Origin of the sequence: Comamonas sp. B21-038 (genome assembly GCF_022387135.1) — a bacterium.
Classification (GTDB): Bacteria; Pseudomonadota; Gammaproteobacteria; order Burkholderiales; family Burkholderiaceae_C; genus Comamonas; species Comamonas sediminis.
Genome location: NZ_CP092462.1, coordinates 2,718,138 through 2,730,380 on the forward strand (window position 1 = coordinate 2,718,138; position 12,243 = coordinate 2,730,380).

At 61.7% G+C, this 12,243-nt stretch carries 12 protein-coding genes; 6 read left to right on the forward strand and 6 right to left on the reverse strand.

The window, feature by feature from the left end; all coding sequences use genetic code 11:
* Nucleotides 1–23 precede the first annotated feature (23 nt).
* From leuA to MJ205_RS12435, 5 genes are all read right to left on the reverse strand, one after another.
* Entirely contained in the window at nt 24–1,748 is a 1,725-nt protein-coding gene (gene leuA / locus MJ205_RS12415) for a 2-isopropylmalate synthase (protein ID WP_239808757.1), read from the reverse strand.
* A gap of 221 nt (nt 1,749–1,969) precedes the next feature.
* Nucleotides 1,970–2,857 carry a CDP-diacylglycerol--serine O-phosphatidyltransferase gene (gene pssA, locus MJ205_RS12420; protein WP_239808758.1) on the reverse strand — a complete coding sequence of 296 codons (888 nt, stop codon included), beginning with the start codon at nt 2,855–2,857 and terminating at the stop codon, nt 1,970–1,972.
* Between the two features lie 204 nt (nt 2,858–3,061).
* Nucleotides 3,062–4,078 carry a ketol-acid reductoisomerase gene (gene ilvC, locus MJ205_RS12425; RefSeq protein WP_230773062.1) on the reverse strand — a complete coding sequence of 339 codons (1,017 nt, stop codon included), beginning with the start codon at nt 4,076–4,078 and terminating at the stop codon, nt 3,062–3,064.
* 347 nt (nt 4,079–4,425) lie between these two features.
* Nucleotides 4,426–4,917 carry an acetolactate synthase small subunit gene (gene ilvN, locus MJ205_RS12430; protein ID WP_021024891.1) on the reverse strand — a complete coding sequence of 164 codons (492 nt, stop codon included), beginning with the start codon at nt 4,915–4,917 and terminating at the stop codon, nt 4,426–4,428.
* A 143-nt stretch (nt 4,918–5,060) separates the two neighbouring features.
* Entirely contained in the window at nt 5,061–6,851 is a 1,791-nt protein-coding gene (locus MJ205_RS12435) for an acetolactate synthase 3 catalytic subunit (RefSeq protein WP_239808759.1), read from the reverse strand.
* A 305-nt stretch (nt 6,852–7,156) separates the two neighbouring features.
* Between MJ205_RS12435 and MJ205_RS12440 the strand changes: the two genes are divergently transcribed.
* From MJ205_RS12440 to MJ205_RS12465, 6 genes are all read left to right on the forward strand, one after another.
* Nucleotides 7,157–7,720 carry an RNA polymerase sigma factor gene (locus tag MJ205_RS12440; RefSeq protein ID WP_239812735.1) on the forward strand — a complete coding sequence of 188 codons (564 nt, stop codon included), beginning with the start codon at nt 7,157–7,159 and terminating at the stop codon, nt 7,718–7,720.
* Complete coding sequence (locus MJ205_RS12445; protein ID WP_239808760.1) at nt 7,717–8,154, forward strand: DUF3619 family protein; 438 nt, start codon at nt 7,717–7,719, stop codon at nt 8,152–8,154. The genes MJ205_RS12440 and MJ205_RS12445 overlap by 4 nt, the downstream gene beginning before the upstream one ends.
* Nucleotides 8,151–9,077, forward strand: a complete 927-nt coding sequence (locus tag MJ205_RS12450; RefSeq protein WP_239808761.1) for a DUF3106 domain-containing protein — start codon at nt 8,151–8,153, stop codon at nt 9,075–9,077. Before MJ205_RS12445 ends, MJ205_RS12450 begins: the two co-directional genes overlap by 4 nt.
* A 10-nt stretch (nt 9,078–9,087) precedes the next feature.
* Nucleotides 9,088–9,657 (forward strand): RDD family protein, encoded by a 570-nt coding sequence (locus MJ205_RS12455; RefSeq protein WP_256460930.1) that lies wholly within the window; start codon nt 9,088–9,090, stop codon nt 9,655–9,657.
* 133 nt (nt 9,658–9,790) lie between these two features.
* The gene (locus tag MJ205_RS12460) at nt 9,791–10,237 is read left to right on the forward strand and encodes a diacylglycerol kinase (protein ID WP_239808762.1); all 447 of its coding nucleotides are present in this window, start codon (nt 9,791–9,793) and stop codon (nt 10,235–10,237) included.
* Entirely contained in the window at nt 10,234–10,830 is a 597-nt protein-coding gene (locus MJ205_RS12465; protein WP_239808763.1) for an LOG family protein, read from the forward strand. The genes MJ205_RS12460 and MJ205_RS12465 overlap by 4 nt, the downstream gene beginning before the upstream one ends.
* 111 nt (nt 10,831–10,941) lie before the next feature.
* Here MJ205_RS12465 and MJ205_RS12470 read toward each other — a convergent pair whose 3' ends face one another.
* Nucleotides 10,942–12,237: an MFS transporter gene (locus MJ205_RS12470; protein ID WP_239808764.1), complete on the reverse strand. Its 1,296-nt coding sequence runs from the start codon at nt 12,235–12,237 to the stop codon at nt 10,942–10,944.
* Nucleotides 12,238–12,243 lie beyond the last annotated feature (6 nt).

Genomic DNA, 12,243 nt, shown 5'->3' on the forward strand with positions numbered 1-12,243 from the left:
TACGTGCTTTGCTTCGTCTGTGGTTAGACGACAGCCGCCTGTGGCACTGCTTGTGGCACTGCCGTTTGCACGCTGGCGACAGCACCGCTACGTGCCACCGCGCTCATCACCGCGCGGAAAGCCGCCTGGGTGCTGTTGCTGTCCATGCCCACGCCGTACAGGCTCTGGCTGTCGCCGACGCGCAGCTCGATGTAGGCGGCTGCTGTGGCATTGGCGCCCTTGTCGCCGCGCGCATCGCTGGCGGCAACGGCATGCTCGCTGTAGTCGAGCAGGCGCACAGGAATACCAATGGCACTGCTGACCGCCTGCACAAAGGCATCGATCGGGCCATTGCCCTGGCCGGCAATGCTGACAGCCTGACCGGCCCATTGCAGCTTGCCGCTGATGCGCACATCATCGCTGTCGCCCGATTCCACGCGGTACTGGGCCAGTGCATGGTTGGCGCTGAGTTGGTACTCGCGCTCGAAAATTTTCCACAAATCCTTGGCGGTGAACTCGGTGCCCGCGGTGTCCATCGCGCGCTGCACCACTTGGCTGAACTCGATCTGCAAGCGGCGTGGCATCGCCAGGCCATAGGCTTCTTCGAGCAGGTAGGAGATACCGCCCTTGCCCGACTGGCTGTTGACGCGGATCACCGCTTCGTAGCTGCGGCCCAGGTCCTTGGGGTCGATCGGCAGGTAGGGAATCTCCCAGATATCGGCATCCTGGCGGGCCGCAAAGGCCTTCTTGATGGCGTCCTGGTGCGAGCCAGAAAACGAGGTGTAGACGAGGTCGCCGGCATAGGGGTGGCGGGCAGGCACCGGCAACTGGTTGCAGTACTCGACTTCGGCACGGATGGCATCGATGTCCGAGAAATCCAGTTGGGGCGATACGCCCTGCACATACATGTTCAAGGCCACATTGACGATGTCGAGGTTGCCAGTGCGCTCGCCATTGCCGAACAGGCAGCCTTCGACGCGGTGGGCGCCGGCCATCAAGGCCAGCTCGGCGCTGGCCGTGCCGGTACCGCGGTCGTTGTGCGGGTGCACCGACACGACCACTTCAGGGCGGCCAGCGAACTTGCGCACCATCCACTCAATCTGGTCGGCAAACACGTTCGGGGTGGCGTTTTCCACCGTGGTGGGCAGGTTCAGAATGATGTCACGGCCAGCGCCCCAGGCGGCAATCGCGGTCTCGCAAGCCTGCAAGGACACATCGAGCTCGGCCAGCGAGAAGGTTTCGGGCGAATACTGCAACACCCACTCGGTGCCCGGCTGGGCATCGGTCAAGGCCTTGAGGTGGGTGACCTGGTCTTTGACCAAGGCCATCACTTCGGGCACGCTCATGCCGAACACGACCTTGCGCCAGACAGGGGCCACCGCGTTGTAGATGTGGACGATGGCGCGCGGCGCGCCTTGCAGGGCCTCGACCGTGCGCGTGATCAGCTCTGGGCGGGCGGGGGTCATCACCTGGATGGTGACGTCGGCAGGGATGCGCTTTTCCTCGATCAACTGGCGCACAAAGTCGAATTCGATCTGCGAGGAAGCGGGAAAACCGACTTCGATTTCCTTGAAGCCAATCTTGACCAGCATGTCGAACATACGCAGCTTGCGCGCCAGGTCCATCGGCTCGATCAGCGCCTGGTTGCCGTCGCGCAGATCGGTCGACAGCCAGATGGGTGCCTGGGTGATCTGGGCATCAGGCCAGGTGCGGTCACGCAACGCAATGGCTGGAAAAGCGCGGTACTTGCTGGAAGGTTGGGTCAACATGGTTGGCTGGTCTTTCTCATCGGAACAAAAAGTTCGGGGTTGGAAACCAGCAACCTGCTAAAACAGAATCGGCCCGTTGCTGGTGCAAACGGGCCGAGGTGTAGGGGTGAAAAACTGCGCGCTACTCTACCTGCCCGTTGGACATGCTAGTAGTAGAGCTAGGGACAGGTTTTGCATGGCGTTCACTCTAACACAGGTTTTGACGAAAGTCCGCAAAAAATTCAATCGTGGTGCAAGCCGCGCTCTTCGGGCTCGTCGGTCGAGGTCGCCACGATCGACACATGCTGGCCCTTGAAGCGGCGCCAGGCATAGATCACATAGCCCGAGAGCAAATAGGCCACAAAAATGAGGAACAGCATCGTGGCCGGCTCAATGCTCACCACCGCCAGCAGCAGCACCACGACCACCAGCGAGAAGAAAGGCACGCTCTTGGCAGCCCCTGCATCCTTGAAGCTGTAGTAGGGAATGTTGGTGACCATCGTCAGGCCTGCCAGCAAGGTGATGGAGAACATGATCCACGACAGGTCATCGCGGCTGGCCGGATAGCCGCCGAACAGCGCAATCACCTGGCCAAAAATCGGTACATCACGGTGCGATACCAGGAGTGCGCTGGTCAGCCAGATAAAACCCGCCACCAGAGCTGCAGCAGCGGGAGACGGCATGCCCTGGAAATAGCGCTTGTCGACCACGCCGGTGTTCACGTTGAACCGCGCCAGGCGCAGCGCCGCACAGGAGCAGTAGACGAAGGCGGCAATCCAGCCCCAGCGGCCCAATGGGCGCAACGCCCATTCATAGGCAATCAGCGCCGGAGCAGCGCCAAACGACACCATGTCCGACAGCGAGTCCATCTGCTCGCCAAAGGCGCTTTGCGTGTTGGTCATGCGGGCCACACGCCCGTCCAGGCTGTCGAGCACCATCGCGCAGAACACGCCCACGGCGGCAGCCTCGAAACGGCCGTTCATGGCCATCACGATCGAGTAAAAGCCGCCAAACAAGGCGGCCAACGTAAACGAGTTGGGCAGTACATAAATGCCCTTGCGCCATTTGCGCTGCGCAGGCACCAGCGCAGGCGCTGCAGCCTTGGGCTTGGTTTCGTTATCGTCCAGCATTCAATCCACTCCAGCGCCAGCCATATCTGCGCAATCAGCTACATATTTTATAGTTTCCGGCGGGCTCGGGCCCGGCCGGGCATGGCCTACAGTGTAGCTTTTGCCACTATGGGCCCACCGGGGATGCCCATGAAAAAAGGACTGCCTCGGCAGTCCTTTGCGAATCAGCACGGCGCCGCTGCAGGCAGCGGCGGCCAATGTGATTTAGTTGCGGGTCTGGTCGACCAGCTTGTTCTTGGCGATCCAGGGCATCATGGCGCGCAGCTGACCACCCACTTGCTCGATCTGGTGATCGGCCGTATTGCGGCGGCGGGCGGTCATCGATGGGTAGCTCAGACGGCCTTCCTGGATGAACATCTTCGCGTAGTCGCCGTTCTGGATGCGCTTGAGCGCATTGCGCATGGCCTTGCGCGACTCTTCGTTGATCACCTCAGGGCCGGTCACGTACTCGCCGTATTCGGCATTGTTCGAGATCGAGTAGTTCATGTTGGCAATGCCGCCTTCGTAGATCAGGTCCACGATCAGCTTGAGCTCGTGCAGGCACTCGAAATAGGCCATTTCAGGTGCGTAGCCGGCTTCCACCAGGGTCTCGAAGCCCATCTTGATCAGCTCGACAGCGCCGCCGCACAGAACGGCTTGCTCGCCGAACAGGTCGGTCTCGGTTTCTTCCTTGAAGTTGGTCTCGATGATGCCAGCCTTGCCGCCACCATTGGCCATCGCGTACGACAGGGCCAGGTCACGGGCCTTGCCGGACTTGTCCTGGTGCACAGCGATCAGGTGGGGCACGCCGCCGCCTTGGCTGTAGGTGTTGCGCACGGTGTGGCCAGGGGCCTTGGGCGCAACCATCCACACGTCCAGATCGGCGCGGGGCACGACCTGGTTGTAGTGCACGTTGAAGCCGTGTGCGAACACCAGCGAAGCGCCTTGCTTGATGTTGTCCTTGACGTTGTCGTTGTACACCTTGGCGATGTCTTCGTCAGGCAACAGGATCATGACCACGTCGGCGGCCTTCACGGCGTCGTTGACTTCCATCACGGTCAGACCAGCCTTCTCGGCCTTGGGCCAGGAAGCGCCCGACTTGCGCAGACCGACAATGACCTTCACGCCACTGTCGTTCAGGTTTTGCGCGTGCGCATGGCCTTGCGAGCCGTAGCCGATGATGGCGACGGTCTTGCCTTTGATGAGGGACAGATCACAGTCCTTGTCGTAAAAAACTTTCATGCTTCGCTCCGTTGGTATCAGTCAAAAATGCAAACAAACACTTGTTCAAGAATCTGTATCGTCAGGGGGCCTTGCGGTGTTTCCTGACGCCAGCAAATAAGCCCCCGCTACAAAAGCGCCCAATCCTACTATGAGGGACAACCACAACTGGGAGCCAGGGGTAGCAAAGGCATCGGCCTGTGAAAGCAGTGGATCGCATTGGCGAATCTGGGTCCAGCCGTCCTGTTCCCAGGAGCATTCCGGATCATCTTGCTGTAGCGAGGACTCCACCAGCACAAGCCCCACCAGCAGCAGCACCACCCCCACCGCCTGGCGGGCATGGCGTCGCAGCCGGTGACACCAGCGCATTACACGCGCAAGATTCGTTCACCGCGACCGATGCCACTGGCACCGGTACGCACGGTCTCGAGGATGGCCGAACGATCGATCGCACTGAGGAACGCATCGTTCTTGGCCTGGTCGCCGGTCACCTCGATGGTGTAGCTCTTCTCGGTCACATCGATGATGCGGCCACGGAAGATGTCGGCCATGCGCTTCATCTCCTCGCGCTCCTTGCCGACCGCCCGCACCTTGATCATCATCAGCTCGCGCTCGGTGTAGGCGCCCTCGGTCAGATCCACCACCTTGACCACTTCAATGAGGCGGTTGAGGTGCTTGGTGATCTGCTCGATGACGTCGTCCGAGCCGGTGGTGGTGATGGTCATGCGCGACAGCGAGGCATCCTCGGTGGGCGCCACGGTGAGCGACTCGATGTTGTAGCCACGGGCCGAGAACAGGCCCACCACGCGCGACAATGCGCCTGGTTCGTTCTCCAGGAGAACCGCAATGATGTGTTTCATAAGAACAGATTCCTCTTTTCGCTACCCTCCCCCAACGCCGGTAAGCGCTGGGCTCGGTAGACAATAGATTCGTCAGAAAGGGAAAAGCCGAAGAAAGAGGTGGACGCGTGCCTGCAGCAGGACGCGCCTACCGGGGATGGCGTTTACAGATCGTCCGCGCCCAGCAGCATCTCGGTGATGCCCTTGCCGGCCTGGACCATCGGGAAGACGTTCTCGGTCGGGTCGGTGCGGAAGTCGAGGAACACGCTCTTGCGCTCTTCGCGGGCAATGCGCCGCGCTTCGCGCAGCGCCGGCTCCACGTCCTCGGGCTTCTCGATCAGAATGCCCGCATGGCCATAGGCTTCGGCCAGCTTGACGAAGTCAGGCAGCGAATCCATGTAGCTGTGGCTGTAGCGGCCCGAGTATTCGATCTCCTGCCACTGGCGCACCATGCCCAGGAAGCGGTTGTTGAGCGCGCAGATGATGATCGGCGTCTCGTACTGGCGGCAGGTGGCCAGCTCCTGGATGTTCATCTGCACCGAACCTTCGCCGGTGATGCAGAACACCTCGGCATCGGGCTTGGCCAGCTTGATGCCCATCGCATACGGAATGCCGACACCCATCGTGCCCAGGCCGCCCGAGTTGATCCAGCGGCGCGATTCCTCAAAGCGGTAGTACTGCGCAGCCCACATCTGGTGCTGGCCCACGTCCGAGGTCACATAGCAGTCCGCATCGCGGGTCATCTGCCACAGGGTCTCGACGACAAACTGCGGCTTGATGACTTCCTTGTTCTCGCGGTCGTAGCGCAGGCAGTCGCGGCTGCGCCAGCCTTCGATGGTCTTCCACCAGTTCTGCAGCGCATCGGCATCCGGGCTGGCCACGCTCTCGCGGACCATCGCAATCAGCTCGGAAAGCACTTCCTTGCAGTCGCCAACGATGGGCACATCCACCTTGACGCGCTTGGAAATTGACGAAGGGTCGATGTCGACATGGATGATCTTGCGGTCCACCGACATGAAGTGCTTGGGGTTGCCAATCACCCGGTCGTCAAAGCGCGCGCCCACGGCCAGCAGCACATCGCAGTTCTGCATCGCGTTGTTGGCCTCGATCGTGCCGTGCATGCCGAGCATGCCCAGGTACTTGGGATTGCTCGCCGGGTAGGCGCCCAGGCCCAGCAGGGTGTGGGTCACCGGGTAGCCCAGCAGGTCCACCAGGGTGCGCAACTCTTGCTCTGCACCGCTCAGCAGTACACCGCCGCCGGTATAGATATAGGGGCGCTTGGCCGCCAGCAGCAGCTGCAGCGCCTTGCGGATCTGGCCGCTGTGGCCCTTCTTGACCGGGTTGTAGGAGCGCATTTCCACGGTCGAGGGATAGCCGGTGTAGGCCACCTTCTTGAAGGAAACGTCCTTGGGAATATCGATCACGACGGGGCCGGGACGGCCGGTGCGTGCGATATGGAAAGCCTTTTTCATCGTCAGCGCCAGATCGCGCACATCCTTGACGAGGAAGTTGTGCTTGACGATGGGGCGCGTGATACCGACGGTATCGCATTCCTGGAAGGCATCCGAGCCAATGGCGGTCGTCGAGGTCTGACCGGAGATCACGACGATGGGGATGCTGTCCGTGTAAGCAGTGGCAATACCGGTGACTGCATTGGTCAGGCCCGGACCCGAGGTGACCAATGCCACGCCCACCTCACCGGTGGCGCGGGCAAAGCCGTCTGCTGCATGCACTGCTGCCTGTTCATGGCGAACCAGCACATGGTTGATGGTGTCTTGTTTGTAGAGCGCGTCGTAGATGTAGAGAACTGCGCCGCCGGGGTAGCCCCACAGCTGCTTGACGCCTTCGGCCTGCAGTGCCTTGACCAGCACTTCAGCGCCCATGAGTTCTTGGGATTTCTGCGCGGACTGATGCGCCGCTTGTGCCGAGTTCTGCTCGGCCTTGGACATTTCCATGATCAACCTTTGTGAATTTCTCTAACGAAAAACCTCTGGTGCTCCTCGCCCAGCTCTTGTGGAGCCTGCTTGGAACTTGAGGCCAACGGACATGGGCGAGATGCTTGCGACGCCGGACCGTGACCCTTTTGCTTTTTGATGCTTATACATTATCGCACTGCAGCATTGCTTTGCGACAAGCTACGGATTTTTTTTCGATAGGATGCGATAATCAGAGGCTTGATGCGGTGTTTTTTGCCACACTTGGTTGTTATACCCGGGTGAAAAGCGAGAAATCTCTGATTAACCACGGTGTTGGGTACGATTTGGCCACAGAACGAGAACTGTCCGACTTTCTGAAAAGCGTTGAAAAGCGAGCTTTCAAGCGCTCGCTTTTTCATGTGCGCGACCAGGAAGCCGCGCTCGACATCGTCCAGGACAGCATGATGAAGCTGGCCGAGCACTATGGCGACAAGCCTGCGCAGGAGCTGCCCATGCTGTTCCAGCGCATCCTGTCCAACAGCACGCTCGACTGGTTCCGCAGGCAGAAGACGCGCAATGCGCTCTTCACGACGATGAGCGACTTCGAAGGCCCGGATGACGAGGGGGAATTCAACCTTCTGGACATCTACAACGCCGACAATGGAGATGCCGAGCAGAGCGCCGAGGACCATACGGACCGCAAACAAACCCTTGCATTAATAGAAAAAGAGATACAACAGTTGCCAGCGCGTCAACGCGAAGCGTTTCTGATGCGTTATTGGGAAGAGATGGACATTGCAGAGACTGCAGCAGCCATGGGTTGCTCAGAGGGAAGTGTAAAAACCCACTGCTTTCGCGCCATCCAAACCTTGAGTAAAGTGCTTAAGGCCAAAGGAATCGTGCTATGAACCGCCCAAACACCGCCCAAACCGTTGTCCATGCTGAAATTTTTGCCCGCCGCGTCACCGCTCGGCTGAGCGAAGCCGAGGCTGATCTCGACTACGACATCAGCGAACGTTTGCGAGCGGCCAGGGAGCGCGCCCTGTCGCGCCGCAAGGTGGTGGCGGTGCCCGCCATCGCGCGTCAGCCCCAGCAAGAGGCGGCTGCGCCCTCCGGCAAACGCAACTGGTGGCGCGCCGTGGTGTCGGCTGTGCCGCTGAGCGCAATGGTTGCCGGTCTGGCGTTCTTCAACGGCGTGCAGGCAGACGAAGGCGCCAGCGAAATGGCTGAGTACGATGCCACCTTGCTGGCTGACGAGTTGCCGCCAAGCGCCTATACTGATCCTGGATTTACCCAGTTTCTGAAGACTGCTGCGCAAAAGCAGCCCACTGACAAGCGTTGAGACACGATTACGACAACGACGAGGTAGCCGGCAGCACGCCCGCCCGTTCGACCCTTTCTGCGATAGCAGCCAGTATTTTGCTGGCTGCTTTTGCTGTTGTAGGCATCTATGCCGGCAACCAGGCCGCCAACATCTATGGCAGCGCCGCCAGCGACCTGGTGAGCGCCAACAGCGTCACCCGCTCCACAAGCCCGCGCAACGAGGGCCCCAACTGGGATGCACTCGATGACGACCAGCGCACGGTGCTGGCCCCGCTCGAAGAGCAGTGGAACTGGCTGACCACGCAGCAGAAAACCCGCTGGACGATGATCGCCGACAGCTTCGATGATTTTTCGCCGCAGGAGCAGTTGCGCATTGCCGAACACATGAAGGAATGGGCCAAGTTCAGCCTGTCCGACCAAAGCCAGGCGCGCCTCAACTATTCCAACATCAGCAACCTGTCCGCCGAGGAAAAGCGCAAGCTCTGGGAAGATTACCAAGCGCTCAGCGCCCGCGAGCGCAAGCGCCTCGCCCAGGGCGGTGTGCTCTACCACGGTGGTGTGGCGCTGGCGCCGCGCCCCTCTGCACGCAGTACCGGCCGGCTGGTCAAGGTGCCGGCGGCGGCTATCAACCCCAACCGCGCCAATCCGCCCAAGATCCTGCCACCGCCCGAGATCCGCGTGCAATCGCGCGGCATGGTGACCCCGGTGGAGGTCGGCCCGCTGAGCAGCCCGGCACCGGCTCCCGGCAACACGCCTGCGGCGCCTGCGCTGCCGCCCGCCCCCGCTGCGGTGCCACTTCCGCCTGCGGTAGAGACTGCGCCGGTGCAAATGCCTGCCACGGTAACCCCTTCACCGCTGCCGCCGCTTGACAACCAGACCCGCCCCCGCGCGGGCGAATCACAATCGCGCAGCAGCGACAGCCCTGTGCACCCGCCGACCTGATACTGGCAGCATGCAGCCCTCCACCCGCACAACAGCGCCAGACCCTGGCTTGCCCGCCACCCCTTCGCTGTTGCGCGCGCCACGCCTGGCGCGGCGCATGGCCTGCTGGTTGTACGAAGGCATGCTGATGTTCGGCGTCGTGTTCATCGCAGGTTACCTCTACAGTGCGCTCAGCCAGACCCGCCATGGGCTGGACAATCGCCATGGTCTGCAGCTGTTCCTGTTCATCGTCTTTGGCATCTACTTCACCTGGTTCTGGCACAAGGGCCAGACGCTGGCGATGAAGACCTGGCATATCCGCATCGTCAGCCGCAGCGGTCAGCCGCTGTCGCAAGGCCGTGCGCTGCTGCGCTATGTCTGCAGCTGGTTGTGGTTCTTGCCGCCCCTGGTGGTCAGCATGCCCTTTGGGCTGCCGGTGTCTGAAACCCTGGTACTGCTGACCGGCTGGATCGCCGTCTGGGGACTGGCCAGCCGCTTGCACCCGCAGGGCCAGTTCTGGCACGATGCGCTGGCGGGTACCTGTCTGGTCGGTGCCGATCGCACAGCCTCGGCCCTGCCCGCTCCGGGCCCGTCGGTATAGACGGCTGCCCCAGGGGCACTGCGATTGGCCGCGATGCACCATCAGGATCGCAGGCGATGCCCGCATTCAAATGCTGCAGTGCAATAATAAGCGTGACCGTGCGCCATCTGTTGTAGCGCCTGGACCTGATCCGATGAACCTGCCCGAACCCCGCCCCCCTGCAGAACCTGCCCAGCCGCCGTACAGCCTGGCCGACACCCATGCAGCCAACCCGCAAAAAAGCCGCACGGGCCTGCGCCGCGTCTGGCATGCCGCCGGTTACTCGCTGCAAGGACTGCGCGCGGGCTGGGGAGAAAAAGCGTTCCGGCTGGAGGCGATACTGGCCCTGGTGCTGCTGCCCGTGTCCGTTTGGCTGGCGCGGGACTGGCGCGATTGGGCCTTGCTGATCACTCCGGTTTTTTTGGTGCTGATCGCCGAGCTGCTCAACACCGGCATTGAAATGGCGATGGACCGCTTTGGCCCTGAGTGGCATGTGCTGGCCAAGAAGGCCAAGGACATGGGCAGTGCCGCCGTGTTCCTGGCCCTGGTGCTGTGCGCGGCGGTGTGGCTGCCTGCGTTGTATGAAAGATTGTTGAAATGACCCACTCCCCTTCCTTTTCGATGTGCGTTTACTGCGGCTCGCGCCCCGGCAAGCTCGAAGCCTTTGGCGAGGCTGCCCAGGCGGTCGGCCACTGGATTGGCAGCCATGGCGGCCAGCTGGTTTACGGCGGCGGCAAATCCGGCCTGATGGGCACGGTGGCCCGCGCGACGCGCGAGGCCGGCGGCCGGGTGGTGGGCGTGATCCCCAAGGCCTTGGTCGACCGCGAACTGGCCAATGAGCTCTGCGACGAGCTGCATGTGGTCACCACCATGCATGAACGCAAGGCCATGATGGCCGAGCGCAGCAATGCCTTCATCGCCATCCCCGGCGGCATCGGCACCTTTGAAGAACTCTACGAGATCTGGACCTGGCGCCAGCTGGGCTACCACGACAAGCCCATCGGCATCCTCAACGCCCACGGCTATTACGACGGCATGCTGCAGTTCCTGCAGCAGTGTGTGGGCCAGGGTTTCATGGACGAGTGGCAGATGGGCCTGATCAAGAGCGGCGACAACCATGCCGCACTGCTGGCCGAGCTGGTCGAAGAAGCCGGCCTGGCGCAGCAAAGCGATGCGCTGCGCGAAGTGATCTAAGCAGCGCCCAGCAGACACAAAAGCAATCGGCCCGTGGAGCGGGCCGATTGCTTTTACGGGGCAGCGCCACCGCTGTGGAATGGAGCGGCAGCAGTGCTTGTCGCGCAGCGCTTAGTCGTTGTCTGCCACCGTCTTCGCAAACGCGATACCGATCAGCGAGATCACCGCCGTGCCGACGATGTACCAGGCCACCGGCACCCAGGAGCCGTTGTAGGTATTGAGCAGCCAGGTGGCCAGCAAGGGCGCAGTGCCGCCAGCCAGCGCCGCGCCAATCTGGTAGCCCAGGGTGATGCCGGTGTAGCGCACGCGGGTCGAGAAAATCTCCGAGAACAAGGTGCCCAGCACGGCGGTAATGGGTGCCCAGACGAGCCCCAGGCCGACGACGGTGGCGATGACCAGGCTGGTCATCGTGCGCTGCTCGAGCAGCATGAAGTACGGAAAGGTGAAGGCGGCCATCACCAGGGTGCCGGCCACAAACATGCGCTTGCGGCCCATGCTGTCCGACAGGCGACCCATCAGCGGAATCATCAGCGTCGTGACCAAGGTCGCGATGGTCACCGCATTGAGCACGGAGATCCGCTCAAAGCCCAAGGTGGCCGTCGCGTAGCTGACGATGAAGGTCGAGAAGATATAGAACGGCGCCGTCTCCACGAACTTGATGGCGACGGCCACCAGCACCGCGCGCCAGTGGTAGCGCAGGGTTTCGACCAGCGGGATCTTGGCCACATTGCCGCTGGCCTTGGCCTGCTTGAACGCGGGGGTCTCATCAATGCCCTTGCGGATCCACAGACCCAGGAACACCAGGATCGCGCTCAACAGGAAAGGCACGCGCCAACCCCAGGCCAGGAACTGGTCATCGGGCAAGGTGCTCATCACGGTAATGGCCAGGGTCGCCAGCACCATGCCAATGGTCACGCCCATCTGCGGCACGCTGCCAAACAGGCCCTTGCGGTTCTTGGGTGCGTACTCGTAGGCCAGCAGCAGCGCGCCGCCCCACTCGCCACCAATGCCCAGGCCTTGCACCAGGCGCAACACGATCAGCAGAATCGGCGCCCATATCCCAATCTGTTCATAGCCCGGCAGCAGGCCGATCAGCACGGTGGCGCCACCCATCAGAGACAAGGTGATCACCAAGGTCTTCTTGCGCCCGATGCGGTCTCCGATGTGCGAGAAGATAAAGCCGCCCAGCGGCCGGATGAAAAAGGTCAACGAGAAGGTCAGATACGACAGCATCAGTCCCACGACCGGGTCCGAGGTCGGGAAGAACACCTTCCCGAACACCAGCGCCGCCGTGGTCGCATAGAGAAAATAGTCGAACCACTCGATGGAGCTTCCCATCAGACTGGCAATCAGTACTCGCTTGTTGGTGGCCGCAGACGCCGCGGGCCCGGTCGAAGATGTGCGCATGGAAGG